Origin of the sequence: Phyllobacterium sp. SYP-B3895, assembly GCF_009647635.1 — a bacterium.
GTDB lineage: Bacteria > Pseudomonadota > Alphaproteobacteria > Rhizobiales > Rhizobiaceae > Phyllobacterium > Phyllobacterium pellucidum.
Genome location: NZ_WJIG01000001.1, coordinates 1,133,756 through 1,160,464 on the forward strand (window position 1 = coordinate 1,133,756; position 26,709 = coordinate 1,160,464).

At 59.7% G+C, this 26,709-nt stretch carries 26 protein-coding genes and 1 other RNA gene; 12 read left to right on the top strand and 15 right to left on the bottom strand.

Annotated features, from left to right (window positions below; genetic code table 11):
• Positions 1-153: 153 nt before the first annotated feature.
• Positions 154-1,257 (bottom strand): DNA topoisomerase IB, encoded by a 1,104-nt coding sequence (locus GF108_RS05480; protein ID WP_153667138.1) that lies wholly within the window; start codon positions 1,255-1,257, stop codon positions 154-156.
• Between GF108_RS05480 and GF108_RS05485 the strand changes: the two genes are divergently transcribed.
• The 4 genes from GF108_RS05485 to GF108_RS05500 all read left to right on the top strand — a co-directional run bounded on the left by GF108_RS05485 (position 1,256) and on the right by GF108_RS05500 (position 4,943).
• A complete protein-coding gene (locus GF108_RS05485; RefSeq protein ID WP_091948051.1) occupies positions 1,256-1,555 on the top strand; it encodes a putative quinol monooxygenase in 300 nt (99 codons plus the stop codon). The two genes, GF108_RS05480 and GF108_RS05485, sit on opposite strands and share 2 nt — an antisense overlap.
• A 63-nt stretch (positions 1,556-1,618) precedes the next feature.
• Positions 1,619-2,431, top strand: coding sequence for a Ku protein (locus GF108_RS05490; RefSeq protein WP_027231229.1), 813 nt, complete (start codon positions 1,619-1,621; stop codon positions 2,429-2,431).
• A gap of 115 nt (positions 2,432-2,546) precedes the next feature.
• The gene (locus tag GF108_RS05495; RefSeq protein WP_153667139.1) at positions 2,547-2,954 is read left to right on the top strand and encodes a hypothetical protein; all 408 of its coding nucleotides are present in this window, start codon (positions 2,547-2,549) and stop codon (positions 2,952-2,954) included.
• A gap of 135 nt (positions 2,955-3,089) precedes the next feature.
• Complete coding sequence (locus tag GF108_RS05500) at positions 3,090-4,943, top strand: ABC transporter ATP-binding protein (protein WP_153667140.1); 1,854 nt, start codon at positions 3,090-3,092, stop codon at positions 4,941-4,943.
• A gap of 9 nt (positions 4,944-4,952) precedes the next feature.
• Here the strand turns inward: GF108_RS05500 and ligD are convergent, their stop codons facing one another.
• The 7 genes from ligD to GF108_RS05535 all read right to left on the bottom strand — a co-directional run bounded on the left by ligD (position 4,953) and on the right by GF108_RS05535 (position 12,978).
• Positions 4,953-7,502, bottom strand: coding sequence for a DNA ligase D (gene ligD, locus GF108_RS05505; RefSeq protein ID WP_153667141.1), 2,550 nt, complete (start codon positions 7,500-7,502; stop codon positions 4,953-4,955).
• Positions 7,503-7,517: 15 nt separating this feature from the next.
• Positions 7,518-8,366, bottom strand: a complete 849-nt coding sequence (locus tag GF108_RS05510) for a Ku protein (protein WP_091948062.1) — start codon at positions 8,364-8,366, stop codon at positions 7,518-7,520.
• Between the two features lie 80 nt (positions 8,367-8,446).
• A complete protein-coding gene (locus GF108_RS05515) occupies positions 8,447-9,730 on the bottom strand; it encodes an MFS transporter (RefSeq protein WP_153667142.1) in 1,284 nt (427 codons plus the stop codon).
• Positions 9,727-10,404, bottom strand: coding sequence for a FadR/GntR family transcriptional regulator (locus GF108_RS05520; RefSeq protein ID WP_153667143.1), 678 nt, complete (start codon positions 10,402-10,404; stop codon positions 9,727-9,729). Before GF108_RS05520 ends, GF108_RS05515 begins: the two co-directional genes overlap by 4 nt.
• Positions 10,405-10,505: 101 nt before the next feature.
• Complete coding sequence (locus tag GF108_RS05525; RefSeq protein ID WP_153667144.1) at positions 10,506-11,696, bottom strand: VWA domain-containing protein; 1,191 nt, start codon at positions 11,694-11,696, stop codon at positions 10,506-10,508.
• Positions 11,696-12,142 (bottom strand): GNAT family N-acetyltransferase, encoded by a 447-nt coding sequence (locus tag GF108_RS05530; protein WP_153667145.1) that lies wholly within the window; start codon positions 12,140-12,142, stop codon positions 11,696-11,698. The genes GF108_RS05525 and GF108_RS05530 overlap by 1 nt, the downstream gene beginning before the upstream one ends.
• Positions 12,139-12,978, bottom strand: coding sequence for a MoxR family ATPase (locus tag GF108_RS05535; RefSeq protein WP_027231238.1), 840 nt, complete (start codon positions 12,976-12,978; stop codon positions 12,139-12,141). Before GF108_RS05535 ends, GF108_RS05530 begins: the two co-directional genes overlap by 4 nt.
• A gap of 115 nt (positions 12,979-13,093) precedes the next feature.
• Between GF108_RS05535 and ssrS the strand changes: the two genes are divergently transcribed.
• The 7 genes from ssrS to GF108_RS05570 all read left to right on the top strand — a co-directional run bounded on the left by ssrS (position 13,094) and on the right by GF108_RS05570 (position 17,574).
• A non-coding RNA gene (gene ssrS / locus GF108_RS05540) (6S RNA) lies at positions 13,094-13,250 on the top strand.
• A 58-nt stretch (positions 13,251-13,308) separates the two neighbouring features.
• The gene (locus GF108_RS05545; RefSeq protein WP_246663839.1) at positions 13,309-13,890 is read left to right on the top strand and encodes a 5-formyltetrahydrofolate cyclo-ligase; all 582 of its coding nucleotides are present in this window, start codon (positions 13,309-13,311) and stop codon (positions 13,888-13,890) included.
• 42 nt (positions 13,891-13,932) lie between these two features.
• Entirely contained in the window at positions 13,933-14,757 is an 825-nt protein-coding gene (locus GF108_RS05550; protein WP_091921125.1) for a TIGR00282 family metallophosphoesterase, read from the top strand.
• Positions 14,758-14,865: 108 nt separating this feature from the next.
• Complete coding sequence (locus GF108_RS05555) at positions 14,866-15,612, top strand: TerC family protein (RefSeq protein WP_153667147.1); 747 nt, start codon at positions 14,866-14,868, stop codon at positions 15,610-15,612.
• Between the two features lie 49 nt (positions 15,613-15,661).
• The gene (locus GF108_RS05560) at positions 15,662-16,240 is read left to right on the top strand and encodes a biotin transporter BioY (RefSeq protein WP_153667148.1); all 579 of its coding nucleotides are present in this window, start codon (positions 15,662-15,664) and stop codon (positions 16,238-16,240) included.
• A 32-nt stretch (positions 16,241-16,272) separates the two neighbouring features.
• Positions 16,273-16,659, top strand: a complete 387-nt coding sequence (locus tag GF108_RS05565; protein WP_370462081.1) for a DUF1284 domain-containing protein — start codon at positions 16,273-16,275, stop codon at positions 16,657-16,659.
• Between the two features lie 165 nt (positions 16,660-16,824).
• The gene (locus GF108_RS05570) at positions 16,825-17,574 is read left to right on the top strand and encodes a YebC/PmpR family DNA-binding transcriptional regulator (RefSeq protein WP_027231244.1); all 750 of its coding nucleotides are present in this window, start codon (positions 16,825-16,827) and stop codon (positions 17,572-17,574) included.
• A 61-nt stretch (positions 17,575-17,635) separates the two neighbouring features.
• On the opposite strand, the gene GF108_RS05575 is transcribed toward GF108_RS05570, so the two are convergent.
• Together GF108_RS05575 and rpmE are read right to left on the bottom strand one after the other, a co-directional pair.
• Positions 17,636-19,060 (bottom strand): APC family permease, encoded by a 1,425-nt coding sequence (locus GF108_RS05575; protein ID WP_153667150.1) that lies wholly within the window; start codon positions 19,058-19,060, stop codon positions 17,636-17,638.
• A gap of 159 nt (positions 19,061-19,219) precedes the next feature.
• Positions 19,220-19,441, bottom strand: a complete 222-nt coding sequence (rpmE, locus tag GF108_RS05580) for a 50S ribosomal protein L31 (protein WP_027231246.1) — start codon at positions 19,439-19,441, stop codon at positions 19,220-19,222.
• Between the two features lie 204 nt (positions 19,442-19,645).
• Between rpmE and GF108_RS05585 the strand changes: the two genes are divergently transcribed.
• Entirely contained in the window at positions 19,646-21,451 is a 1,806-nt protein-coding gene (locus GF108_RS05585; protein ID WP_153667151.1) for an ABC transporter transmembrane domain-containing protein, read from the top strand.
• Positions 21,452-21,497: 46 nt separating this feature from the next.
• Here the strand turns inward: GF108_RS05585 and GF108_RS05590 are convergent, their stop codons facing one another.
• From GF108_RS05590 to GF108_RS05610, 5 genes are all read right to left on the bottom strand, one after another.
• The gene (locus GF108_RS05590; RefSeq protein ID WP_027231248.1) at positions 21,498-22,529 is read right to left on the bottom strand and encodes a peptidoglycan -binding protein; all 1,032 of its coding nucleotides are present in this window, start codon (positions 22,527-22,529) and stop codon (positions 21,498-21,500) included.
• A 2-nt stretch (positions 22,530-22,531) separates the two neighbouring features.
• The gene (locus tag GF108_RS05595; RefSeq protein WP_027231249.1) at positions 22,532-23,554 is read right to left on the bottom strand and encodes a MotA/TolQ/ExbB proton channel family protein; all 1,023 of its coding nucleotides are present in this window, start codon (positions 23,552-23,554) and stop codon (positions 22,532-22,534) included.
• 373 nt (positions 23,555-23,927) lie between these two features.
• Complete coding sequence (locus tag GF108_RS05600; protein ID WP_027231250.1) at positions 23,928-24,719, bottom strand: inositol monophosphatase family protein; 792 nt, start codon at positions 24,717-24,719, stop codon at positions 23,928-23,930.
• A 62-nt stretch (positions 24,720-24,781) separates the two neighbouring features.
• A complete protein-coding gene (gene efp / locus GF108_RS05605; RefSeq protein ID WP_027231251.1) occupies positions 24,782-25,345 on the bottom strand; it encodes an elongation factor P in 564 nt (187 codons plus the stop codon).
• A 147-nt stretch (positions 25,346-25,492) separates the two neighbouring features.
• On the bottom strand, positions 25,493-26,656 hold the full coding sequence (locus GF108_RS05610; RefSeq protein WP_153667152.1) for a M20 aminoacylase family protein: 1,164 nt from the start codon (positions 26,654-26,656) through the stop codon (positions 25,493-25,495).
• Between the last annotated feature and the right edge of the window lie 53 nt (positions 26,657-26,709).

A 26,709-nucleotide genomic window follows, 5' to 3' on the forward strand; every position in this document is an offset into this window, starting at 1 on the left:
CGCCTCCCGCTGGGCATGATGTGAGCTAAGCGCATTTTCCGAGCGCCAGCAAATCGAATCTAATTCCTCTTTCCCGCGGCCCACTTACCGCAATGCGGAATCGCACCCTGCGGTTCCAAATTTCTCAAACGCCCTTGAACACCTATCCGGCATCTAGCGTTCGCCTTCGAGGAGCCGCATCAGGCCGGTCTCGGGGCCGCTCAAACCCTTTCGATGCGGCGATCGCAGCAAGGCCCCGCCAAGTTCTCCAGCGTTGAAACTTTCGATTATCAACGGGTGCACGTAGCTCGACCTTGTAACGGCCGGGGTGTTGCGCAGAAATTCGCTGACATGGCGCATCGCCGCCGCCACAGCACGCTTGCGCGCCGATTCACTTTGCGCCTCGATACCGGCCAGGAAGGCCAGCGCTCGTGCGGAACCGTGGAAGGTGCGAAAGTCCTTGGCGCTAACCTTTGAACCCGAAATCTCGCGCAGATATTCGTTAAGCTTGCCGGCATGAAGCTTTCGCCAGCGATTCTCGTCCTTGTACTGGAACAGCCGTCCCCGACGCTTCAACAGCCTCAGGCGCTTGACCGCAGACGGATCCTTGATCGTTATCTCATTGGTTTTCTTGGATTTGCCGGCAAAAACAAAGCTTGCAATATTGCCGTCGATCTTGAGATCGGTACTTTTAAGCGAAGCGATACCACGGCCGCCATCCTTGGCATATTTTTCGTGACCGGCACGAAACGCCTTCTGGTCGATCAGCTTGATGGCAAGGGCAGCGAGGGGTTTTCCGGATGTCGGCTTGCTGCGCATGTCCCGCAATACCCGTTTGCGGATGCGCGGCAAGGCCTTGCCGAAGGCAAGCAAACGGTTGGTCTTCATGCTGTTGCGCACGTTCTCCCATTTCGGATGATAGATGTATTGCCGGCGCCCGAGTACGTCCTGCCCGACAGCCTGTATGTGGCCCTTGGCGCTACCGCAGCAACGGACTTCGGTCCAGGCCGGCGGGATGACGAGTGCAACGATACGGGCCTCGTCCTTGGGAGAAAGCGGCTTGCCGTCGATCCGTTTATAGCGGAAGCCCTCCTTAAAGGGTGTGCGAATTAACGTAAAATCTGCCGGATCGACCAGTTTCAGGCCAAGCTCTTCTGCATAATCTTCATATCCGCGCTTCACCGTCGTCTCCACATGTCTATTGCCGAGAAACGTGATTGCGGCGAGACTGTTCCAGCGCCGAGTGGCGCGCATCGCAGTCAAGGGAGGAATGACCATGACGAAACTTGCTCTCTATGTTCCGCTCGAAGCAAAGCCCGGCAAGGAGGAAGAGGTCGCGGCCTTTCTCAAATCCGCCTTGCCGCTCGTGAACGAAGAAGCGGGAACCGTCGCCTGGTTCGGCATTCGGATCGGGAAGAGCAACTTTGCGATCTTCGATGCTTTTCCGGATGAAAGCGCGCGGAATGCCCATCTTTCCGGCAAGGTTGCTGCAGCTTTGATGGCGCGGGCGGATGAACTTTTCGCCAGTCCACCTCAAATCAACAAGCTTGAGGTTTTGGCGGCGAAACTGCCATAATTATCACGCCGGAACGATTCGGCTGTTTGCAGCTTTCGTGCTGGACGGCAAGGAAAGGTTGACATGGCTCCTCGTTCTTTTTGGAAAGGCTATCTGAAACTGTCTCTCGTGACCTGTCCCGTGGCGATGGTTCCGGCCACGACCGATCAGGAAAAAGTGCGGTTTCATACATTGAACCGGAAGACGGGCAACCGCGTGGTCAGCCAATATGTCGATTCCGTCAGCGGCAAGGCTATCGACGAGGACGATCAGGTCAAAGGCTATCAGCGCGGCGAGGACGAATATGTGGTGCTCGAGGATGACGAGATCGATGCTGTCGCGCTCGAAAGCACGCGCACAATCGACATCGAGATGTTCGTGCCGCGCGAAAGCATCGAATGGATTTGGTACGACAAGCCGCATTACCTGACGCCGGATGATCCCGTCGGCGAAGAAGCCTTTGCCGTCATCCGCGAAGGGATGGTGGCGACAGGAAGGGTCGGAATTTCCCGCCTTGTCATGTATCGCCGCGAGCGGGCGGTCATGATAGAGCCGCGGGGCCGCGGCATCGTGCTGTGGACGCTCCGCTATGGCGACGAGGTTCGCGACGGCGACGCCTATTTCGGCGATATTCCGACCGGCAAGACCGATCCTGAACTGATGAAACTGGTGCAGACACTCATCGAGGAGCGCACCAAATCGTGGGATCCGAAGATGGCCGAAGATCCGGTGCAGGACCGTCTGCTCGAAATCATCGCGGCCAAGAAAAAGGGCAAGAAGCGTCCGGCAAAGGCCAAGGCCGCGGAAACGGAAGAGGCGCCCAGCAACGTCATCAACATCATGGATGCGCTGCGCAAGAGTATAGCGAGCGACAGCAAGCCGACGAAGAAACGGTAGGCAAGATCGATTTCTGTTGTTATCTACGAACGGTTTCGAATTTTAAAATGAATAATTTCAATCAGCAATTTGGGCGTCCATCGCTGACGCCGTGGGTAAAGAAGGCAAATTTGATATGTCAGCAGATTTTTATTGTTGGGCTGCCAGCGCCGGCATGACGCCTAGTGATCCGAATTTTGACGAATGGATGGATGCTAAAACCGAAAGCACCGAAAAGGCCGCTCCGAGCCTTGAAGCGTTTGCGGATGCTCTTCTTAAGCGATATCCGGATATCTCTCCTCAGGGGGGAGCTACGATATGGACGTTCAGCCCGATAAAGTCGACGATCTCCGACGACTTCATGTCGCTCCACCTCACCTGGGATGGATTGCAGGAGGCTTTGGCCTTTATCGTTGAAACAGCGCACCGCCACGACATCGACTGTTACGATCCACAGACTGGTGATTATTATCCTGCTCCTGTCCGAAGTTCATCTTCGCTGATCAGCAGATTGTTCAAGGGTCTGTCGGGACGATCGAACTGAATGGCGGCACAGCTATGTCGGACGTAATATAGGGGAACTCCAAGCCCCTGATATAGATTGAGACTATGGCCGAACGGCACTCGATTCGGCGGTTCAGGTTTTCGCCCTCCTTCTCAGCTGGTGTCCGATCGAGCCATGTCAATTTCAGATGCAATCTACCGTCCCTTCGAGAATTTGATCCGGCCACTCGATATCCCCTACAGGCCGCTGCCGTCCAAGGGGCCAGTGGCAGTTCTTCTTCACTTCGTCCTGATGTTTCGCGGCATCTTGATCACGCTCGCCGTCTGCACCATGGCGATCGAGGCCATGAACCTGACGATCGTCTGGGGCCTCTCTGTCATCGTCGATGGCGTCACACAGCAGGGCGCTGTCGCTTTCCTGCACAACGACCGAATGCTGCTGATCTTCCTCGGCCTGATGCTTTTCCCCGTCATCCCGATCGCGTCTTTTTTCGTCAATACGCTGAACTCGCACACGCTTGGGATCGGCATGCCGGCCGCCATTCAATGGCAGGGCCACAGGGCGGTCGAGCGGCAGGACCTTGCCTTCTTCCACGATCTCTATGCCGGCCAAGTCGCTTCGCGCCTGCAGCAGGTGGCGTCAGCCGTGCAGCAGCAGGTCATTTCCGCCTTCCAGTCAATTCCGCGATTCATCATGCAGATGGTCGGATCCGTTGTTCTTCTGAGCGCGCTCTCCTGGCAGCTCGCGCTGCCGTCCATAATTTGGATCACGCTAAACGTATTGCTCGCCGTCAGGCTGGCGCCCGTCTTTACCGAGCGCTCACGGCGCTCCGCGCGGCGTCGCAGCCTGATTTCCGGCGCCATCACCGATCTTTACGCCAATATGCAGATGGTCAAGCAATTCGCCGCTGAAGACAGCGAGGCCGGTGCCATCAGAGGCATAATCGGCAAGGCGATCAAGGCGCAGCAGAGCGAACAGCGGATCTACCGCACGGCTGAGGTCATCGTCGTCATCCTCAACATGATGCACTGGCTGGCGATCCTGTGGATCGGCTTTACCGGCCTCGTTGACGGCTTCGTCACGATCGGCGAGTTCACGGCCGCCGTCTACGTTCTCAGTCGCTTCTCCGGTCACACATTCACCTTCCTGCAGATGGGCCAGCAGATCTTCCAGGCGATCGGCACGATCAAGGACGCCATGCCGGTCATGACGACACCGCCGACAATCACCGATCGGCCGGACGCGGCCGAGCTTGTCGTGGACCGGGGCGAGATCCGATTCGAGAACGTCCGCTTCGCGTACACGTCGGGCAAACCCGTCATTGACGGTCTGTCGCTGACGATCCGCCCGGGCGAAAAGGTCGGCCTCGTTGGTCTCTCTGGCGCCGGCAAGACGACGCTCGCAAACCTGCTCCTGCGTTTCTACGACATCAAGGATGGCGCGATATCGATCGACGGCCAGGACATCCGCAGCGTAACGCAGTCCAGCCTGCGTCAGAGCATCGGCGTCATCGCCCAGGATGTCGCGCTGCTGCATCGTTCGGTCGGCGACAATATCCGCTATGGCCGGCCGGATGCGGCCCAGCACGAGATCGAGAGGGTGACGAAGATGGCGAGTGCCGATGGCTTCATCGCCGATCTCTCCGATAGCGAGGGCCGCAAGGGCTACGACGCCTTCGTCGGCGACCGCGGCATCAAGCTCTCCGGAGGCCAACGCCAGCGCGTGGCCATCGCGCGCGTTCTCCTGAAAAATGCCCCCATTCTGATCCTGGACGAGGCAACTTCCGCGCTCGACAGCGAGTCCGAGGCCGCAATCCAGGAAAAGCTCAATCTCGTGATGGATGGGAAGACGGTGATTGCCATTGCGCATCGCCTTTCGACGATTGCCATGATGGACCGAATAGTCGTGCTCGATCAGGGGCGCATCGTCGAAGAGGGAAGGCCCGACGAACTCGTGGCGACTGACGGCTTGTTTGCCCGCCTGTGGAAACGCCAGACAGCTGGCTTTATTGCCGAAGAAATCGACTAGAACCGCTTTCTAGGCCTTCTTCGCGCGCGTTCCCTTCGGCTTTTCTATCGGCGCCGCAGCTGCGCGGAAATCGGCCCAGGGGTCGGCCTTGTAGGAGGCGATGCGCGTCGGTGTGTTGAGGACGGTGAAGTAGGCCGGTCCGATTCCCGGGGTGAGCTCGCTCCATTCCAGCGGCATCGATACGGCCGCGCCCGCTCGTGCCCGCGTCGAATAGGGTGCGACCGCCGTTGCGCCGCGCTGGTTGCGCAGGTAGTCGATGAGGACCTTGCCGGTGCGTTTTGCCTTGGTGATGGTAGAGACGTAAAGTCCGGGGCTGTCGGCAGCCATCGAATCTGCAATCGCCTTGGTAAACGCCTTGACCTCGGGCCATGCCGCTTTCGGCTTGAGGGGCGAGACGACATGGAGGCCCTTGCCGCCGGAGGTCTTCAGGAACGCCTTCAGGCCAGCCTGTTCCAGCCGCTCGCGCGTTTCCTCTGCCGCCCTTATGACCTGCTCCCACGGAACGCCATCGCCGGGATCGAGATCCATGATGATCATGTCCGGACGTTCCCAATCCTTCACGGTCGAGCCCCAGGGGTGGATTTCGAGCACGGCGGCCTGCACGAGGCTGATCAGCCCGTCCAGATCCTTGATGCTGATCAGAGGCTCCTCATCATTGTCCATCGGGTCGTTCACCAGGACGATGTTCGGATTGAGCCCTTTCCACGCGTGCTTCTGGAAGAAGGATTGGCCGGTGATGCCTTCCGGGCTGCGCAGCAGCGCCAGCGGCCGCCCGACGATGAAGGGCGAGATATAGGGCCAGACCTCGGTATAATAATCCGCCAGTCCCTGCTTGGTTACGCCCTGGTCGGGCCAGTAGATGCGATCGGGATGCGTGAGTTTCACGGTGGACCTCTGCGGTTTTGCCTGTCCATTCACTTTGGGCGTCTCCCGGACAACCTCTTGCGCCGGCTTGTCCTCGCGCAAGCCGCGGAACGCGGCGTGACGCAGATTGTTGTCGGCCGTCCAGGTGCGGAACTCGACGTCGGCGACGAGTTGCGGCTTGACGTAGCGCACCTGACGCGCCGCATCGGCGGCAAGACGCGCGGCAAACGGGCTTTCCGGCTGACGGATGCGCTCAAGGCGGCGAAAAAGATCCTCGGCGACGGCCGTGCTGTAGCCGGTGCCGACACGCCCGACATGTTCGAGATTGTTGCCATTGTAAACGCCCATCACGAGTGAGCCGATTGCCTTGCGCGATGTCGTCGAAGGGACATAGCCGGCGATGACGAACTCCTGCCTTTGCGAGCATTTCGCCTTGATCCAGCTCTTGGCCCTGCCAGAGCGATAGGGCGCGTCGCGCAGTTTCGAAACAATGCCTTCAAGGCTGAGCCGGCAGGCATGGGAGAGTATGTTCTGGCCGTTGCCTTCGAAATGGTCGCTGAACCGCACCATGCCGGTACTGCCGCCGGCGATCTTCTGCAGCACCGCCTTGCGTTCGAGCAAAGGCAGAGCCTGAAGGTCGTAACCGTCGAGATAGAGAAGATCGAAGACGTAAAAGATAAATCGATCGGTGCGGTCGCTGCTGAGATCCGCCTGCAGTGCGGAAAAGTCGGAAGCTCCGGCGGAAGCTTCGACGACGAGTTCGCCATCGATCAAGGCGGTGCCGACCGCAAGCTCCTGCAGCGCGGCGATGACTTCCTTACCGAATTTCTTGGTCCAATCGAGCCCCGTACGGGTGAGAAGCTTCACCCGGCCAGCCTCGATCCGCGCCTGCAGCCGGTAGCCGTCGAACTTGATCTCGTGAACCCAGCGTTCCCCCGATGGCGGCTTGGTTGAAAGCGACGCCAGGGCGGGTTCGACGAAAGCAGGGAGTTTCGCCTTCTTCGCGCCTTTGATAGTCGAGGGATCAGGCGTACTCACCTCGACCGCTGGCGCAGATGCTTTCCTTGCGGCCCGGGCCTTCGGGGCATTCTTGTCGATCTTGCCGGTCTTGGAGGACCATCCCGGAGCCTCGCCGGCGACGTCGCCAATTTCCCGCCCAGTCTTCACCGATTCCGGCTTTTCCGCAAGAATGTCTGGATCGCCCGGCGCGCGCGCGGCGTCGTCCTCGCCCTTGATCAAGAGCCAGTTCTCGCGCTTTTCGCGCGGGCGGCCCTGCATGCGGACAAGATGCCAGCGGCCCGAGAGTTTCTTGCCATGAAGTTCGAATTCGAGGTGCCCCTTCGCATAGCCCCGATGCTCGTCAAATACGGGTGTCCAGGTGCCGCTATCCCAGACGATGACCGTGCCGCCGCCGTACTCGCCCTTGGGGATGGTGCCTTCGAAGTCGCCATATTCGAGCGGATGATCCTCGACATGAACGGCAAGTCGCTTCTCGCCGGGAACGAGGCTCGGACCGCGCGTCACCGCCCAGCTCTTGAGAACACCGTCCATCTCCAGGCGGAAATCGTAGTGAAGCCGTGTGGCGTCGTGTTTCTGAATAACGAAGCTGTTGCCGGCACTGGCCGCCTTGCGGCCCTTGGGTTCGGGCGTGGTCTTGAAATTGCGTTTCTTCCGGTAGGTTTCGAGCGCAACCATCGATCAGTCCCAGATTCAGCTTGCTTTGCGCCTTGCAGGTTCGGCCTTTGCCTTGGTACCCGCCGCCTTCTTTGGTGCGGCCTTCTTTGCCGTCATGCCCGCGCTTTCGCGCAGTGCCTGCATGAGATCGACAACCTTCTCCGACTTCTGGGGTTTGCGAACCGGGATTGCCTTGCCCTCGAGCTTGGCCTTGACGAGTTCCGCCAACGCGGATTCGTAACGGTCCGTATATTTCGAGGGATCGAACGTGCCGTGCTTGGTGTCGATAATGTGCTTGGCAAGTTCGAGCATTTCACCCTTGATCTTCATCTCGGGCACGTCGTCGAATGCCTCCTTGGCGGAGCGCACCGCGTAATTGAATTGCAATGTCGTCGCGAGCAGCCCGGCATCGTCCGGCCGTATCAGCAGCGTGCGCACGCGGCGAAAGAGGACGGTCTGCGCAAAAGCAGCAACTTTCCTGGCTTTCAGACCTTCGCGGATGAGCGCGAACGCCTCCTGGCCATGTTTATCGCCAGGCGTCAAATAATAGGGCTTGTCGAAGTAGAGATCGTCGATCTCATCCAAAGGCACGAATGCCTCGACATTGAGGGTCTTGTCGCTTTCGGGAACGGCCGCTGCCACCTCGTCCGGCTCAAGGACGATGTAGTCGTTTGAGCCGACTTCGTATCCCTTGACCTGGTCCTCTTTTTCCACCGGCTTGCCACTGTCGCTGTCGATGAACTGTCGCATCACCCGGTGACCAGTGGCGCGATTTATGGTGTGGAAAGCGATGCGGTCGGATGTCGACGCGGCGGTATAAAGGCTCACGGGGCAACTCAGCTCCGCTACTTTGAGATAGCCTTTCCAGTTCGCACGTGGCGCCAATACTCAACTCCTTCGGCTACGCAACAAATGCCGGGGAACACGGTTGGTTCCGACCTTGGTAGCATACTATGCCGAATTTGTTAAATTGCGATAGTCCGTGCTTTTACATGCGCGGCGCGGCCCGCGCCCCAGCCGAAAAAGGCTACGCCTATGCCCAATAGTACGAACAGGATCGCGGTCGCGGCGTAGCTGCCGGTAACGCTGTGGATCAGGCCGACAAGCAGCGGACCGACGGCGGCGAGCATGTAGCCAATGCACTGCGCCATCCCCGAAAGGTGCGAGGCGACGTGAGCATCGGGCGAGCGGAGGACGATGATCGTCATGGCGATGGCGATGAGACCACCCTGTCCAAGCCCCTGCAGGACCGCCCAAACCCATACGGTCGATAGCGGTGCGAAGAGGAAACCCATCAGCCCGGCGATGGCAAGTGCAATGAGCGCAAGGTTGACGCCGCGCTGATCCTTGCAGCGCACGGCGATGGAGGGCACGAAAAGGCAGGCAAAGACCTGGACCATGACCGAGACGGAAACGACGAGACCAGCTGTTACACCATCCATGCCGCGCTCGCGCAGGATCGGCGACAGCCAGCCGAAAATGCAATAGGCGAGCGCGGATTGCAGCCCCATGAACAGGGTGACCTGCCAGGCGAGGCGGTCGCGCCACAATCCTTCGACCTTGAAGCCCGCATGCTTGGTACGGACCTTGCGGAAGTAGGCATGCGGAAACCAGATCGCCGCCACAACAAGTGACGGTAGGGCCCACGCGCCGAGCGCGAGCGACCAGGAGCCGCCCAGCATGCGTTGCAGCGGAAGGGTGAAGCCTGCCGCGGTTGCCGCTCCAGCGCAAAGCGCCATCGTATAGAGACCCGTCATCAGGCCGGTGCGACTGGCAAAGTCGCGCTTTACCAGTCCCGGCAGCAAGACGTTGCCGATAGCGATGCAGGCGCCGGCAAGGGCGGTGCCGATGAACAACAAGGGCAAGGATTGCAGGCCGCGCAGAGCAGTACCGAGCGCAAGGAGCAGGAGCACGCCGAGCAGCGTGCGTTCTGCGCCAATGCGCTGGGCCAGTCTCGGCGCGAGTGGCGCGAAGATGCCAAGGCAAACGACGGGGAGCGTCGTCAAGACGCCTGCGCCGAAGGACGATAATCCGGTCTGCGCGATGATCTCGGGCAAAAGGGCCGATGCGCTTGAAAACACCGGACGGAGATTGAATGCGATGAGCACAAGGCTGAGGCCGGTGACAATGGCGACGCTGCGGCTGGAAAATTGCGGCGCACGCGGCTCCGGCACGCTGTCGGCTTCGGCGTTGATCAGTTGATCGCCGATGGCTGCCTCAGCGCGGGATTTGGATGGCATGTGGTTCATGATGCAAGCAACCGGTCAATTTCATCTAGGATGGGAGCCATGAAAGCCCGTGTCGTCGACGCGGCAAGGTCGGGATCGCCGGAGGCAATTGCATCGACGATCGAAAGGTGCGCCGCCATGTCGGGTTCCGGAAGTTCGCCAGTCACGGTCGCCTTGATGACTTCCTGAATCGAGGCCGAGAAAAACTCGTAGACTTCGACGAAGGCGAGATTGTTCGAAGCAGCTACGACGGCCTTATGGAAGGCGAGGTCGCGCTGAACATAGCGATCATGATCGGCCGGATCATATTCGCCGCGGTCGGCGAGCAGCTGCCGAAGATGCGCTATCGTTTCTGGCCTGTGCCGGGCCGCAGCGAGCCTTGCCGCCTCGACCTCGAGCGCACAGCGCGTCTCGACCTGATCGCGCAACCCGGTGCGCCGCATCCGCAGTAGGCTTTCATCCGTGTCGATCACGGACAGAACATAGGTCCCCGATCCCTGACGCGTTTCGAGATAGCCTTGCGCGACGAGGACGCGCACAGCTTCACGGACGGTGCCGCGGCTGACGCCAAGCATGTCGGCAAGCGTCGCCTCGTTCGGAATGCGGTCGCCAACCTTCCAGCGATCGGCGGTGATTTCCGCCCGGATATTATTAACTGCCGTTTCGGCAAGATTGGTGCGCGCAGCGGGCTGCATGGGAAAGTCCTAAAGTCATCTGATGACTTGACTAATACGATTGGTAAAACTGGATGTCAATAAACACCAGTGGATTGCAAGGGATGGCCGGGGTCCCCGGTTCAATGCCGGCGTGAAAGCTCGCGGGTTGCAGCTTCGAGACCCGCCAGTGTCAACGGATACATCCGGTGCGCGAAAATCGTGCGGATCATGGCTGTCGAGGCCGTATAATCCCAATAGCTTTCCTTGGTCGGATTGAGCCAGACAGCGTTCTTCCATTGGTCGAGGACCTGCCCGAGCCAGGCGGCACCGGCCTTCTCGTTCCAGTGCTCGACCGAGCCGCCCGCATGCGAGATTTCGTAGGGCGCCATTGCCGCGTCGCCAACGAAGATGACCTTGTAGTCCGGTCCATATTTATGGATCACGTCCATGGTCGGAATGCTTTGCGTGTGGCGGCGGCGATTGTCCTTCCATACCGCCTCATAGAGGCAGTTGTGGAAGTAGAAATATTCCATGTGCTTGAATTCCGATCGCACTGCGGAGAACAGTTCTTCGGCGACCTTGATGTGCTCGTCCATGGAGCCGCCGACGTCGAAGAACATCAGCAATTTAACATGGTTGTGCCGTTCTGGACGGGTTATGACATCAAGATAGCCATGTTCGGCGGTCGACCTGATTGTTCCGGAAAGGTCGAGTTCGTCGTCGGCACCCTCGCGTATCCAACGCCGCAGGCGCTTGAGCGCCACCTTGATATTGCGCGTGCCGAGTTCGACGCTGTCGTCGAAATTCTTGAACTCGCGCCTGTCCCAAACCTTGACGGCGCGCCGGTGGCGGCTCTCATCCTGGCCGATGCGCACGCCTTCGGGGTTGTAGCCATAGGCGCCGAAAGGCGAGGTGCCAGCGGTTCCGATCCATTTCGAGCCGCCTTGGTGCCGGCCCTTCTGCTCTGCGAGCCGCTGGCGCAGCGTTTCCATCAGCTTGTCGAAGCCGCCGAGAGCCTCAATGAGTTTCTTTTCTTCCTCGCTGAGATGTTTTTCCGCAAGCTTGCGCAGCCACTCCTCGGGAAGATTGGCGATATTGATGCCGTCTTCGCCGCCGAACGCTTCGATGCCCTTGAAGACATGGCCGAAAACCTGATCGAAACGGTCCATGTGGCGCTCGTCCTTTACGAGCGCGGAGCGGGCGAGATAGTAAAAGCCTTCCACGTCATAGTCGACGAGCCCCGCTTCCATGCCTTCGAGCAGCGTCAGATATTCCCGCAATGAAACGGGAATGCGCGCCGCCTTCAGCTCAAGGAAGAAGGGGATGAACATCAGACCGCCTTCACGTATTTGATGAAGGGCGTGACCTTGGCGATACGGTCATAGAGCTGCCGCGCTGCCGCATTGTTCTGGTTGGTCGTCCAGTAGACCGAATGCGCCCCTGCCTTCGTGGCTTGCGCGTGCACGGCCTCGATCAGGGCGCGACCGATGCCTTTGCCTCGCACCTCCGGATCGGCGAAAAGGTCCTGAAGATAGCAGACGTTTTCAATGCTCCAGCAATGGCGGTGAAACAGATAGTGGGTAAGGCCAACCGGCTTGCCATCGAGTTCGGCAATGAAGCCGCGATACTCGTGCTCATTTCCTGACGTAAGCCGCTCGAAGGTTGTCCGGTAGACTTCTTCCGGCACCGTCGTCTCGTAGAAAGTCAGGTATCCGGTCCAGAGCCGCCGCCACTCGGCCTCGTCTGATTTCGCCAAAGGGCGGATTTCGACGCTCATCCCTGTCTCCTCGCCATGAAGGCCAGCCGTTCAAAAAGGTGGACATCCTGTTCGTTCTTCAGCAATGCGCCGTGCAGTTTCGGCAGCATGTTCTTCGGATCGGTCCGCAGATCCTCCGGCGCTATATCGTCGGCGACAAGCAGCCTGATCCAGTCAAGCGCCTCGGAGGTGGACGGCTTCTTTTTCAGGCCCGGAACGTCGCGGATCTCATAGAACTGCGTCAGTGCGGCGCGGACCAGATTTTGCTTGATGCCGGGATAATGCACCTCGACGATCTTCGCCAGGGTCTCTACATCGGGGAAGCGGATATAGTGGAAGAAGCAGCGCCGCAGGAACGCGTCCGGCAGCTCCTTTTCGTTGTTGGAGGTGATGACGACGATCGGCCGATGGGCAGCGCGGATTGTCTCCCCGGTCTCGTAGACGAAGAACTCGTTGCGGTCGAGTTCCTGCAGCAGGTCATTCGGAAACTCGATGTCCGCCTTGTCGATCTCGTCGATGAGGAGAACGACCTTTTTCGGCGCGGTGAATGCGTCCCAAAGCTTGCCGGGCTTGATATAGTTGGCAATGTCGTTGAAACGGGCATCGCCAAGCTGGGAATCGCGCAGGCGGCTGACGGCGTCATATTCGTATAGTCCCTGTTGCGCTTTCGTCGTCGATTTGACGTTCCACTCGATGAGATCCAGCCCGAGCGCCGCCGCGATCTGGCGCGCCAGCTCGGTCTTGCCGGTGCCGGGTTCGCCCTTAACGAGCAGCGGACGCTCCAGGGCGATCGCCGCATTCACCGCAATCATCAGATCCTTGTCGGCCACATAGGCCGCCGTGCCTTCAAAGCGCATGGTCATTCCTTTCGTGAGCCCGCGAGATTAGGGATGGCGCCGCGTCGGGGCAAGAGGTTGAAATTAGCCGGCGACGGTACTGGTGCAATTGCGCGCGCCGTCCTATATTCGGCTTGGCGCTCTGCGCTTCTCGACAGGAGAGACATATTCCCCGGGGCCTTAATGATCCCTTAGGGAGCTGTCCCTGAGGAGGCCCGTGGGCCTCTTCACACGGCGCCCACCTACTTTGTAGGTTCCCGGGATCGACTTCTCCATCGGTTGTGTGGACGCCACTTTTGTTTTTCACGCCATCAAAGCCTTGCCGTGACGCATCACTCCCCCATCAAAGAATTGAAGAAGAAACTTCGCCTCGAGGCACTCGGGCGGCGCGACGCGCTGACAACCGAGGCGCGTATCGAAGGGTCGATGCGCATTGCCGATATCGGTCTCGCTTCCTTCTCTCTTGATGCCGACGCCATCGTTTCGGGATTCTGGCCGATCCGGTCCGAAGTCGACTTGCGGCCGCTGCTTTTCGGTTTGCGTGAACGCGGCGCACGGCTATGCCTGCCGGTCATCATCGACAAACAGACGATCCTGTTTCGCGAACTCGTGCGCGGCGCGCCCATGGTCGAGACTGGTTTTGGCACGGCCGGACCGCCTGCGGAGGCCGCAGTGCTTGATCCGACCTTCATGCTGGTACCGCTCGCTGCCTTTGATGCGCGTGGACACCGCATCGGCTATGGCGCCGGCTATTACGACCGGGCAATAGCCAGGCTCGAGGACAAGGGGCTGAATCCGCGCCTCGTCGGCGTGGCGTTCGACTGCCAGGAGGTGGAAATCGTGCCGGACGAGCCGCATGACATGCCGCTCGAAGCCATCCTGACGGAAAGCGGGTTGCGCAGTATCAATCGGACGGATAAATCCATTCGATGATGCACGGCTCGCCAAGGGTGGCGGCCGACCCGGGATGCGTAAGTGAGATTACTTTTTCTAGGTGATATGGTGGGCCGGTCGGGGCGAACAGCTGTGTACGAACAGTTGCCCGGCCTTATATCCGACCTCAAGCTCGATTTCACCATCGTCAACGGCGAGAACGCCGCGGGCGGCTTCGGCATCACTGAAGAAATCTTTCACGATACGATCAATGCCGGCGCGGACGTCGTAACCACCGGCAATCACGTCTGGGACCAGCGCGAGGCACTGGTCTTTGCCGCACGCGAAGAGCGCTTCCTGCGGCCCGCCAACTTTCCGCTCGGAACGGCGGGCAAGGGCTCGGGGCTCTTCATCGCAAAGAACGGCGCCCGCGTCCTTGTCGCCAACATCATGGGCCGGGTGTTCATGCATCCGGACCTGCATGATCCCTTTACCATCGCCGAGGAAATCCTTGCGGCCTGTCCGCTCGGCGAACAGGCCGATGCGGCGGTATTCGACTTTCATGCCGAGGCGACGAGCGAGAAACAGTGTTTCGGCCATTTCGTCGATGGCCGCGCGAGCTTCGTCGTCGGAACGCACACCCACGTGCCGACGGCGGATGCGCAGATTCTCAATGGCGGCACTGCCTATATGTCCGACGCCGGCATGTGCGGCGATTACGATTCCTCCCTCGGCATGGACAAGGAGGAACCGCTAAACCGCTTCCTTTCCAAAGTGCCGAAAGGACGTTTCGAGGCGGCAAGCGGCAAGGCGACGATTTGCGGTGTCGGTGTCGAAATATCGGACAGGACCGGCCTTGCCGAGAAAATCGCGCCGCTGCGTATCGGGCCGCGCCTGGAGGAGACGATTCCCTCCTTCTGGAAATAAGTTGATCTTGCGAGGCGCCAACACCACCTGCGCATCCAATAGACTTCAGAACATCTATTATCTTGATTTTGCACCATCCGGGCCAACAGCAACACAGGAACGACCCCCATGGAAGCGCTACTTTCCCATTTCGATTTCATCTATCGGCCCGAGGGCCTCATTGCCCTTGTCACGCTTGTGGTAATGGAGGTCGTCCTCGGCATCGACAATCTCATCTTCATTTCAATTCTGACCAATAAATTGCCAAAAGAGCAGCAGGCCCGGGCCCGTCGCCTTGGCATCAGCGCTGCGCTGATCCTGCGCCTGGTGCTGCTGTTTACGATTTCGATCATCGTGCAGTTGACGGAACCCGTCTTCGAAGCCTTCGGACATGGTTTTTCCTGGCGGGATCTCATCCTGATCGCCGGCGGTCTCTTTCTTGTCTGGAAAGCGACGAAGGAAATTCACCATACGGTCGATCATGAAGATGCCAAGGAAGATGTCATCGGCAAGACCGTAACTCTTTCCATGGGCGCGGCGATCGTGCAGATACTCTTGCTCGATCTCGTCTTCTCGGTGGATTCGATCATCACGGCAGTCGGTATGACCGACGAGATTGCCATCATGGTCATCGCGGTCCTGGCGGCGGTTACTGTGATGCTGCTCGCAGCCGAGCCCTTGTCGCGGTTCATTGCCGCCAATCCGACTATAGTCATGCTTGCCCTCGGATTCCTCCTGATGATAGGCATGACGCTTATTGCCGACGGGTTTGGTTTCCATGTACCGAAAGGCTACATTTATGCGGCAATGGGCTTCTCGGCTCTCGTCGAAGCGCTTAACATGCTGGCGCGGCGAAGGAGGAAGAAGAGCCACTGACCTTCCTCCATGCTGACCCGGAATTTCTGACAACAAGGACTGAACGTTGATGAATACGACACTTACCGAAGCTTTCGTTCCGCTGAAGCTCGCCAACCGGCCGCTGGTCTATAAGGCGCTCGCTGTCCTGATAGGTACGGCCTTCCTCGCCGTCAGTTCCTGGGTATCGGTGCCGATGATACCGGTACCCGTAACCATGCAGACCTTTGCGGTCACGATGGTTGGCGCCCTTTACGGTTGGCGTCTCGGCGGCCTCACGGTCATCGCCTGGCTGATTGAAGCCATGATGGGCATGCCGGTTCTCGCGGGCGGTGCATTCGGGCTCGCACCCTTCGCCGGTCCTACCGCTGGCTATCTCTTCGCGTTCCCGGTCGTTGCGGCGTTTGTCGGCTATCTCGCCGAGCGCGGTCTGACCCGCAATCCGTGGTCATCCTTCGCAGTCATGCTCCTCGGCAATGCCTTGTGCCTTGTGCTCGGCGCCTCCTGGCTCGTCCACCTTTTCGGCCTTGAAACCGCATGGGTATCGGGCGTCGCACCTTTCATCGTCGGCGGCATTCTGAAGTCGGCTTTGGCAGCCGCCGTTATTGAAGCCTTGCGCCGCTCAGGGGTCATGGTTCGCCTCGGTTGACGGTCAGGCTTCGCCCGCATCATCTCCTTTGTATGCTGACCTATGTCGGCAAGGGCTACAGCGAGGCGTTCACTGCCAATTATGATGAGGTCATCAAGCGGCTTGTGGCGGGCGAAGCCATAGAACTAGGCGAGGGGCCGGACGATATCTGTGCTCCTCTGCTTGGCGATGCAGATCCGCATTGCCTGTGGGACAGTGTTCGCGAGCGCGACGCCAAAGCCATTGTGGCGGTGAGCAAGATGCTGGGGCGGCAAGTGAAAAACGGCGACACGGTTGAATTCGATGCTGCCCTGCTTTCGACATTTCGCCGGGAGTTCAAAAAGGGCACGACGCGCGACGCGTGTGGGGGGTGCGAGTGGTTCGACCTCTGCTCGGACATTTCGCGGACTAACTTTCCCGGCGTGCGGCTGACACGATGATCCGGATGCAAGCTTTGCTTCTCGTGTGGCTGGACGCGCGATAGGATTTTCCCTATAAGGGCGCCATTCCAGCAGCATGTTTTCCGCTAGGTGCAGCCCGCAGCGTCAAATTGCAGGGCCCTGACGTGAAACATCAGCAAACGTAGCAAAGCACGCAGGGGTGCCATGGCAGGCCATTCACAATTTAAGAACATCATGCACCGCAAAGGGCGCCAGGACGCCGTTCGGTCGAAAATCTTCTCCAAGCTCGGGCGCGAAATCACCGTCGCTGCCAAACAGGGTCTGCCTGACCCGACAATGAACCCGCGCCTGCGTCTGGCCGTGCAGAATGCCCGGGCGCAGTCCATGCCGAAGGACAATATCGAGCGCGCCATCAAGAAGGCGGCCGGTGGCGAAGGCGACAATTACGAGGAAGTCCGCTACGAGGGCTACGGCCCGGGCGGCGTTGCCGTGATCGTCGAGGCATTGACGGACAACCGCAACCGCACGGCGTCCAACGTTCGCGCTGCCTTTACCAAGGCGGGCGGCGCCATGGGCGAAACCGGCTCGGTGGGCTTCATGTTCAACCGCGTCGGAGAAATCACCTACAAGCCGGAAGCCGGCAGCGCCGACAAGGTCATGGAAGCCGCCATCGAGGCTGGCGCCGATGACGTTTCGAGCGACGAGGACGGCCATGTCATCCTGTGCGCCTTTGAGGACATTGGCGAAGTTTCCAAGGCGCTGGAAAGTGCCCTTGGTGAAGCAGAGTCCGTGAAGGCGATCTGGAAGCCGCAGACCATGGCGCCGGTCGACGAAGAGAAAGCACAGTCCGTTCTGCGCCTTCTCGCGACCCTCGACGATGATGACGACGTTCAGAACGTCTACGCCAATTTCGAAGTGAGCGACGAGGTTTTGGCCAAGCTCAGCGCGGCCTGATCGAATTTTCAGAGCGACAATCAGATCCCGTCAGCCGCAAGGCTGGCGGGATTTTTGTTTGTCAGTTCATGGGGCCGTCGCCGCCAAGGGTCTCCATGGTGGGTTCCACGGGCTTGACGCCGGTTGCGCGGTTTATGAGGACCGTGATCACCCACAGGGCAACACCGACACCGATGAGAATGCCGGCGATCTTGTATTGAACCGGATCGCGCCCGGTCCATGGGCCGGCGAAGAAAGCGCATGAGATGGCGCCGACGACGGGCAGGAAGGTCGGCGTGCGGAAATGATCGTGGTCCACCGTCTCGCGCCGCAGGATGAGCACCGCGATGTTGACGATGGTGAAGACGAAGAGCAGGAGCAGCGCCGTCGTCCCGCCGAGCGCCGGCACCTCGCCGACAAACATGATCAGCCCGAATGCGAGAAGCGTCGTGAAGGCGATGGCAAGATAGGGCGTGCGGCGCGACGGATGCACCTTGCCGAAGAGCGGCGGCAAGACATGCTCCCGGCTCATGCCATAAACGAGGCGGCTGGCCATCAGCATGTTGATGAGCGCGCTGTTGGCAACGGCAAACATGGTGATGAAGCCGAATATCCAAAGCGGGAAGTTCGGTGCGCCCGCCTGAACCACTTTGAGGAGCGGCGTCTCGCCTTCGCCAAGTTCTGCCGGCGGGACGAGGGTGATCGCCGATATCGAGACGAGAACGTAGATGATGCCGGTGATGAAGAGGCCGGCAAGCAGGACCTTCGGGAATATCCGGGTCGGATTCTTGCATTCCTCGGCCATGTTGACGGAATCCTCGAACCCGACCATGGCGAAAAAGGCAAGTGTGGTGGCGGCCATGACCGACCAGAACACGCTTGAATCAGGTGCCGTGGCAAATTGCGTGATGCGCGAGACATCGCCCTGGCCGGCGGTAATCGCCATCAGGCCGATGAAGATAATGATCAGCAGACCGGTGAGTTCTACGACGGTCAAAACGACATTGGCCTTCACGCTCTCGCCGACACCGCGGAAGTTGACTGCGGCGACGACGGCCATGAAGGCGAGGGCAACGAGCGAAATGCCGATCCCACTTTCGAGATTGAGCTGGAATGCGCCGGAGAGATTGGCGGCGAAGGCGCGCGAGGCTGTCGATGCCGAGGTGATACCCGAGCACATGACGGTGAATGCGACGATGAAGGTGATGAAATGAATGCCGAAGGCCTTGTGCGTATAGAGCGCAGCCCCCGCCGCTTTCGGAAACTTCGTGACGAGCTCAAGGTAGCTCAGCGCCGTCACGACCGCGACGATGAAGGCAATAAGAAAAGGCAGCCAAACGACACCGCCGACCTGCTTCGCGACCTGCCCCGTGAGCGCATATATGCCGGTGCCGAGAATATCGCCGACGATGAAGAGAAGCAGCAGCCAGGGTCCCATGACCCGGTGTAGACTTGGCTCGACCGGAGTGGCCGATGCGGTCCCTACACCTGTTGTTACGTCGGTCATCGGGCAGTCCTCCCTTTGAAGTCGGCTGGGGTGTCTGGAAAAAGCTATTGGTGAATCAAGTCCTTGTCAAATTCGCCGAGCCCATATTTGCCGCGCGACAAAAGAAAAACGGCCCCGCGCTTGGCGGGGCCGTTTTTAAATCCCGTTGGACGGGAAATATTATATGCCGAGGTTGGCGAAGCGGTTCTTGAACTTCGAAACGCGACCGCCACGGTCGGTCAGCTGCTGCGAACCGCCGGTCCATGCCGGATGTGTGGTCGGGTCGATGTCGAGGTTCATCGTGTCGCCTTCCTTGCCCCAGGTGGAGCGCGTCAGGTACTCGGTGCCGTCGGTCATGACGACCTTGATCGTGTGATAGTCGGGATGAATCTTGGCTTTCATCTTTCTTGTCCTAAACTAGAGGGCGCAAAACTGGAGCCACGAGCGATGTGGCAAGCCGGTCCGGAGCCGATTGGTAGAGATGAAGCCAAACGTCACAGGGCCGTGGGCTTCCAAAACTGTTGGCGAGCCTATACATCAGCCTTTAAGCAATAACAAGGCCGTCTGGCGGCAAAGTCGCATAGCCGATACGAGGAATAAGCAAGTATGGCCGATCTGGCTCTCGAAGAAGCGGAAAGAAAGCGGCGCTCGTTGAAGCCGCTGCGCCGGGTCTTCCCATATATGGCCCGCTACAAGGGCATGATTGCCGGTGCGCTGGTCTCGCTTGTCATCGCTGCCGTAACGACGCTGACGCTGCCGCTCGCCGTACGCCGCATGATCGACCACGGCTTTTCCGACGTGAATGGCGCCTTCATCAATACGTATTTCAGCATGCTGGTCGTGCTCGCCGCGCTGCTCGCCATTGCCTCGGCCGGACGCTACTATTTCGTCATCACCCTCGGCGAGCGCATCGTTTCCGACCTTCGCCATGACGTCTTCGCGCATCTGACCCGCCTTTCGCCCGCGTTTTTCGACAGCACGCAATCGGGCGAGATCGTCTCGCGCCTGACCGCGGATACGACGATGATCAAGTCTGCCGTGGGTGCGACGGCTTCCGTTGCCTTGCGCAACGTGATCCTTGCCTTCGGCGCCATCGTAATGATGGTCATTACCAGCCCGAAGCTTTCGGGCCTCGTGATTGCAGCAATTCCCCTGATCATCATCCCGCTCGTCGCGTTCGGTCGCTCGGTACGCCGGCGATCGCGGGCCGCGCAGGACCGGCTGGCAAATGCCACGGCCTATGCAAGTGAATCGATTATTTCCGTGCGCACGCTGCAGGCCTTCACCAATGAAAATCTAGCAACGCGCCGCTTTGCGAAATCGGTCGAAGATGCCTTCGATGCGGCGCGCGCCTCGGTCATGGCACGGGCGATACTTACAGCCTTTGCAATATTCATGATCTTCTCGAGCGTGGTCGCAGTCCTCTGGTTCGGGTCGCGCGATGTACTATCCGGCGCGATGACGCCGGGCACGCTCGGCCAGTTCCTGCTCTATGCGGTGTTTGCGGCGGGCGCACTCGGCGCTCTATCGGAAGTGTGGGGGGAATTGTCGCAGGCGTCGGGAGCAGCGGAGCGGCTGATGGAGATCCTGGCCGAAGAGCCGGCAATCGCGGCTCCGAACAATCCCATGCCTTTGCCGCAGCCGCCCGTTGGCAGCGTCGTCTTCGACAACGTCCATTTCAACTATCCAAGCCGACCGGCGGCGCCGGCCTTGAAAGGCCTCAGCTTCGCCATCACGCCCGGGGAAACCGTCGCAATCGTCGGCCCTTCAGGCGCGGGCAAGAGCACGGTGTTTTCACTGCTGCTCCGCTACTACGATCCGGTTTCGGGCAGCATCACCATCGACGGCGTCGATCTGCGTCAGGCCGATCCGCTCGATCTGCGTTCGCACATTGCAATCGTGCCGCAGGACACGACAATTTTCGCCACGAGCGTGCGCGAGAATATCGGCTTTGGCCGGCCAGGCGCCAGTGCCGAGGAGATCGAGAACGCCGCGAGATCGGCGCTCGCCGACGACTTCATCATGGCGCTCGATCATGGTTACGACACGCAAGTCGGCGAACGCGGCGTGACGCTCTCCGGCGGCCAGCGTCAGCGTATCGCCATCGCCCGCGCCATCCTGCGCGATGCGCCGATCCTGTTGCTTGACGAAGCGACCTCGGCGCTTGATGCCGAAAGCGAAATGCTGGTGCAAAAGGCGCTCGACCATTTGATGCAAGGCCGCACGACGCTGGTCATCGCGCACCGCCTCGCCACGGTCCTCAAGGCTGACCGGATTCTCGTCATGGAGAACGGCAGGATCGTCGAGGAAGGCACGCACCAAACGCTGGTCAAGCAGAACGGCCTCTATGCCGGCCTCGCCAAGCTGCAGTTCGAGGCCGGGTCCGACGCCTTCAAGGGCGCCGCCGAATAGCGTCTAGAGCACGTCCTGCTTAAAGCCGGGACGTGCTACAGCTAATTTAACGCTCGGTGAGCTTCAGTTCGATGCGCCGGTTGCGTGCACGGACTTCCGTGGAATCGCCGGGTTCAAGCGGCTGGAATTCGCCAAAGCCGGCTGCCACGAGCCGGTTTGCCGGGACGCCGTTGGCAATCAAGTACTTGACGACCGAAATGGCGCGAGCGGAGGAAAGCTCCCAATTGTCCTTGAACTGGCCGCTGCCCGACAGCGCAATGTTGTCGGTATGGCCATCGACGCGCAGAACCCAGTTGATATCGTCGGGAATTTCCTTCTGAAGCTCGATCAGGGCGACGGCAAGCTTCTTCATCTCTTCCGATCCGGCAGGATTGAGGACAGCCGACCCCAGCGGAAACAGGACTTCCGACTGGAAGACAAAGCGGTCGCCGACGATGCGGATGTTTTCGCGGTCGGAAAGAATCTCCCGCAGCCGGCCAAAGAAATCCGAGCGATAGCGATTGAGCTCCTGGACACGCTGGGCGAGGGCGACGTTGAGGCGTTTGCCGAGATCGGCAATCTTGGCATTCGATTCCCTGTCGCGGGACTCCGACGCATTGAGGGCGTCTTCGAGCGCAGCGATCTGCTTGCGCAGGGCGGATATCTGCTGATTGAGAATCTCCACCTGCGAGAGCGCACGCGCGCTGATCTGCTTTTCGTTTTCAAGCCCCGTGGAAAGCTCGTTGATCTTGCCTTCGGCGGCAGCGCCGGCGCCGGCGCCCTGGGACAGCAGCGCCTGCAGGCGCGACTGCTCGCTCTGGGCATTGGTCAGGGAAGCCTGCAGGTTTGCGATCGTATCTTCAAGGTCCTGCTTGTTGCCCTGTTCCAGCGAAAGAAGCTGCGTCAACTCGTTGATCTGCGCGTTGAGGCGATTGAGAACAGCATCCTTGCCGGTGATTTCCTGGCTGAGCAGAAACTGCGCCAGGACGAACACCGACAGGAGGAACATGATCGACAGGAGCAGCGTCGACAGGGCATCGACGAAGCCCGGCCAGTAGTCGATGTGGCGGATGGCCTTGCGATTACGACCGAGTCCCATTCTCAGTTAGCCTTGTCGCGGGCAATGGCATCGCCAAGTTTTGCCAGCGTCTGGCGGATGGATTTTTGCTCATCAGCCTGCTTCTCCACCCAGTCGCGCATCATCTGCTGTTCGGAGCGCATGTTCTTGACGAGCCCCTGAATTCCCTCGGCAAGGCTCGCAAGCGCCGCCGTGGTGCGCTGGCTCGATCCGCCGCTCTCCTGGATATTCTGGAGGCGTTCAGCCAGGGCGCGCAGTTCGTCGCTCGTACCGGTGCTGGCGGCGTCGAGCGCATGCAGATCCGAGCCGAGGTCGGTGACGCTGGAAAGCCAGTTTTCAAGCTCGGTGTAAAAACGGTTTTGCGCCCGTCCGGCCTGCAGGTCGAGAAAGCCGAGGATCAACGATCCGGAAAGACCGAAGAGGGAGGACGAAAAAGCCGTGCCCATACCGCGCAACGGGGATTGCAGGCCGGCTTTCAGCGAGTCGAGAACGCTGTTGGCGTCGCCGGCGCGCGGATCCAGCGACTGAATGGTCTGGCCGATGGAACCAATCGTTTCGAGCAGGCCCCAGAATGTGCCAAGCAGGCCGAGGAAGACGAGCAGGCCGATCAGATAGCGGGAAATGTCGCGGGTTTCATCGAGGCGCGCCGCGATGGAATCCAGCATCGACCGCATGGCGCTGGTCGACAGAGCCATGGACTGGCGCCGGCCGATGAGGGCGCGCATCGGTGCGAGCATGACGGGATGCGCATTTGGATCGCTGTTGCCGCGGCGAAAGGAGTTTACCCAACGCACTTCCGGGAAGAGCCGGATGACCTGGCCGAAGGCAAGAAGGATACCGATGGCAAGCACGCCGATGATCAGGCTGTTGAGGCCCGGGTTCGTGACATAGAACACCGAGATCTGCCGAAACAGGATGGCGGCAAGAAATGCTACGATCGCCAGAAATATTGCCATGGACAAGAGGACGAACCGCGGGCTTGAAAGCCGGTAGGGATCGTATTCTTCGCCATCCCGACCCTGTCGGGTCGAACTGAAATCTGCCATCGTATCGTCTCCGCGTCGCATAAACCGAATTTGCCGCGACCCTACCCGAAATCGAGGTGAAAATGGAAGGTGCAATGAGGTAACGCTTGAATTTGTTATTGCTGCATCAATTCAAGGTTGGTGAACAGACAGTGGAAACAGAGTATTTCCTCAAATGTACCGAAGATCGCCGATGTTCCCTGTTCGGTACGCCCGGCAAGTTCGGAGCTAATCCTGAGCACGCATTAGGCATGGCCGAAGCAACGCGAGGCTTTTTCACTGTTCGATGTGGTTACGACATCCGACACGGAAAAGCCTGAACTCCGGACGGTAGGCACCTCACGCCACAACACGCCCCACCCTCGTCCTGGGGCGCATTCTTAAACTGCCGGCCTCAGATCGGCTTTTTCAGTGCCTTGACGAGCGCCTTCTGGATGGCTTCGTTGCCGGCGACGATCGAACTGCTCTCCACCACATCCTGTCCGCCGTCAAAGTCGGTGACGAAACCGCCGGCCTCGCGAACGAGAATGATGCCGGCGCCGATGTCCCACGGGGAAAGGCCGCTTTCCCAGAAACCGTCAAGGCGACCGGCGGCCACATAGGCGAGATCGAGGGCAGCAGCGCCCATGCGGCGCACGCCGGAAACCTCGCCCATGATGTTGCGCAGTTCGACGAGGTAATTGCCGTGGTGGCCGCGGCCGAGGTGCGGAACGCCTGTGCCGATGACGGAATCGACCAGTTTGTTGCGGCCGGCAACGCGCAGGCGGCGATCATTTAGGAATGCCCCGCCACCACGCTCGGCAGTATAGAGTTCGTCCATGGCCGGGTTGAAGATCACGCCGGCAACGATCTGTCCCTGGCGTTCGAGGGCGATGGATACGCCAAAAATCGGAATGCCATGCAGGAAGTTGGTGGTGCCGTCGAGCGGATCGACCAGCCAGCGGTGCTGGCCGTCGCTGCCTTCCACAGCGCCGGATTCTTCCATCAGGAAGCTGTAATCGGGACGGGCGCGGCGCAATTCCGCGTAGACGATCTCTTCGGCGCGCTTGTCGGCCTGGCTCACATAGTCGCCCGGACCCTTGAGCGACACCTGCAAGTTCTGCACTTCGCCAAAATCGCGCGCCAGCGAGCGGCCCGCCTTCATGGCGGCCTGAACCATTACATTGAGTATCGCTGAACGCGCCATTCGGGATATGTCTCCGTAAGATCAAATAGGGAAGCCAGCGGAGCCGGCTCCCCGGGGCCGGCTTAGTCGGCGCGGCGGATATAGGTGATTTCGTTGGTGTCGACGACGATGCGCTCGCCCGACGAAATAAAGGGCGGAACGAGAACGCGAATGCCATTTTCGAGCAGCGCCGGCTTGTAGGACGATGCCGCCGTCTGACCCTTCACGACCGGGTCGGCTTCGGTGATCGCCAGCGTGACCTGATCAGGGAGCGAGATACCGATTGGCTTTTCGTCATAGAGTTCGACCGTAACCATCATGCCGTCCTGCAGGAACGCGGCGCGATCGCCGACGAAGTCTTTCTGCAATTCGAGCTGTTCGTAGCTGTCGGTGTCCATGAAAATCAGAGCTTCGCCCTGTTCGTAGAGGAACGAGAAATCCTTCTGCTCAAGGCGGACCTTCTCAACCGTCTCGGCGGCACGGAAGCGCTCATTCAGCTTGGTGCCGTTAATGAGGTTCTTGAGCTCGACCTGATTGTAGGCGCCGCCCTTGCCGGGCTTCACGGCATTCGTCTTGACCGCAACCCATAGGCCGCCGTCGTGCTCGATCACGTTGCCTGGACGGATTTCATTCCCGTTGATTTTCATTTGTCTATCCGGATTGTTGTTGGAACTTGGCGCCGATTTCGCCGGCTAGGCCAAATATTGGCGCCTCCAAGACCACAATTTCACACAATAGGCAAGAGAGAGGGCGCAAACTGCTTGAGGATGCGCCCTGTTCTTATCGGTCGCAGCTCAAGCGGCCAGCGCGGTTTCGGCCAGCGAAACCCAATAGCTGATGCCATAGGGGATCGCGTCGTCGTTGAAATCGTAGGCCGAATTGTGAAGGGCGGGCGTGTCGCCATTGCCGATGAATACGAAGGCGCCCGGACGGCTTTCCAGCATGTAGGAAAAATCCTCCGCGCCCATAACCGGCGGCATATCGCTGCTTACGGCCGCTGCGCCGACGATGGACTGGGCTATGCCAACGGCAAAGTCGGTCTCGCGGTCATGATTGTAGGTGACCGGATATCCGTCATGGTAGACGACGTCCGCCTTGCCGCCAAACACGGATGCGGTGGCTTCGGCAATCTCCGTCACGCGCTTCTTCGCCAATTCCCTGATCTCCGGCACGAGTGTGCGCACCGTGCCGCCAAGCTTCACGCGGTCGGGGATGACATTGGATGCATCGCCGCCATTGAGCTGCGTCACGGAAACGACCAGCGCCTTCAAGGGATCGGTCTCGCGTGACACGATGGACTGCAGCGCAATAATGATGTGGGCGGCAATCAGCACCGGATCGATCGCCGACTGCGGTTTGGCAGCATGGCCGCTGCGCCCCGTTACCGTGATCTCGAATTCATTCGTCGCGGCCATGATCGAGCCCTTTCGGGTGGCAAATTCACCAAGGGGCAACCCGGGGGCGTTGTGCATGCCGTAGACCTCGCGAATGGCGAAGCGATCCATCATGCCGTCGTCGATCATTGCACGGGCACCGGCGCCACCCTCTTCCGCCGGCTGGAAGATGACGGCGATCGAACCCTTGAAATTGCGTGTATCGGCAAGGTGCTGCGCTGCCCCGAGCAACATTGCAGTGTGGCCGTCATGACCGCAGGCATGCATCTTTCCGGGTGTTTTTGATGTCCATGGTTTGCCGCTCTCCTCGGTAATCGGCAGGGCATCCATGTCAGCGCGGAACCCGAGAACCGGACCATCGCCGTGGCGTCCGCGGATGATGCCGACAACCCCGGTCTGGCCTATCCCGGTCTCAACCGTATCACAGCCGAACGCTCGCAGCTTTTCGGCGACAAATCGCGACGTCTCATGCACGTCGTAGAGGATTTCCGGGTTTTCATGCAGATGACGGCGCCACTCGGCGACGTGTTGTTGCATTTCATGAGCACGGTTGATCAGCGGCATTTCGAATTCCCATCGCTTGGTTATGCGGATGGAGCGAAGCTACGACCGGGATG

Bases quoted from the DNA above. Each gene is read 5' to 3' on its own strand.
- GF108_RS05485 (WP_091948051.1), top strand. From the start codon at position 1,256: ATGACGAAACTTGCTCTCTATGTTCCGCTCGAAGCAAAGCCCGGCAAG.
- GF108_RS05480 (WP_153667138.1), bottom strand. From the start codon at position 1,257: ATGGTCATTCCTCCCTTGACTGCGATGCGCGCCACTCGGCGCTGGAAC.
- GF108_RS05490 (WP_027231229.1), top strand. From the start codon at position 1,619: ATGGCTCCTCGTTCTTTTTGGAAAGGCTATCTGAAACTGTCTCTCGTG.
- GF108_RS05495 (WP_153667139.1), top strand. From the start codon at position 2,547: ATGTCAGCAGATTTTTATTGTTGGGCTGCCAGCGCCGGCATGACGCCT.
- GF108_RS05500 (WP_153667140.1), top strand. From the start codon at position 3,090: ATGTCAATTTCAGATGCAATCTACCGTCCCTTCGAGAATTTGATCCGG.
- ligD (WP_153667141.1), bottom strand. From the start codon at position 7,502: ATGGTTGCGCTCGAAACCTACCGGAAGAAACGCAATTTCAAGACCACG.
- GF108_RS05515 (WP_153667142.1), bottom strand. From the start codon at position 9,730: ATGAACCACATGCCATCCAAATCCCGCGCTGAGGCAGCCATCGGCGAT.
- GF108_RS05520 (WP_153667143.1), bottom strand. From the start codon at position 10,404: ATGCAGCCCGCTGCGCGCACCAATCTTGCCGAAACGGCAGTTAATAAT.
- GF108_RS05525 (WP_153667144.1), bottom strand. From the start codon at position 11,696: ATGTTCATCCCCTTCTTCCTTGAGCTGAAGGCGGCGCGCATTCCCGTT.
- GF108_RS05530 (WP_153667145.1), bottom strand. From the start codon at position 12,142: ATGAGCGTCGAAATCCGCCCTTTGGCGAAATCAGACGAGGCCGAGTGG.
- GF108_RS05535 (WP_027231238.1), bottom strand. From the start codon at position 12,978: ATGCGCTTTGAAGGCACGGCGGCCTATGTGGCCGACAAGGATCTGATG.
- GF108_RS05555 (WP_153667147.1), top strand. From the start codon at position 14,866: ATGGAAGCGCTACTTTCCCATTTCGATTTCATCTATCGGCCCGAGGGC.
- GF108_RS05560 (WP_153667148.1), top strand. From the start codon at position 15,662: ATGAATACGACACTTACCGAAGCTTTCGTTCCGCTGAAGCTCGCCAAC.
- GF108_RS05565 (WP_370462081.1), top strand. From the start codon at position 16,273: ATGCTGACCTATGTCGGCAAGGGCTACAGCGAGGCGTTCACTGCCAAT.
- GF108_RS05570 (WP_027231244.1), top strand. From the start codon at position 16,825: ATGGCAGGCCATTCACAATTTAAGAACATCATGCACCGCAAAGGGCGC.
- GF108_RS05575 (WP_153667150.1), bottom strand. From the start codon at position 19,060: ATGACCGACGTAACAACAGGTGTAGGGACCGCATCGGCCACTCCGGTC.
- rpmE (WP_027231246.1), bottom strand. From the start codon at position 19,441: ATGAAAGCCAAGATTCATCCCGACTATCACACGATCAAGGTCGTCATG.
- GF108_RS05585 (WP_153667151.1), top strand. From the start codon at position 19,646: ATGGCCGATCTGGCTCTCGAAGAAGCGGAAAGAAAGCGGCGCTCGTTG.
- GF108_RS05590 (WP_027231248.1), bottom strand. From the start codon at position 22,529: ATGGGACTCGGTCGTAATCGCAAGGCCATCCGCCACATCGACTACTGG.
- GF108_RS05595 (WP_027231249.1), bottom strand. From the start codon at position 23,554: ATGGCAGATTTCAGTTCGACCCGACAGGGTCGGGATGGCGAAGAATAC.
- GF108_RS05600 (WP_027231250.1), bottom strand. From the start codon at position 24,719: ATGGCGCGTTCAGCGATACTCAATGTAATGGTTCAGGCCGCCATGAAG.
- efp (WP_027231251.1), bottom strand. From the start codon at position 25,345: ATGAAAATCAACGGGAATGAAATCCGTCCAGGCAACGTGATCGAGCAC.
- GF108_RS05610 (WP_153667152.1), bottom strand. From the start codon at position 26,656: ATGCCGCTGATCAACCGTGCTCATGAAATGCAACAACACGTCGCCGAG.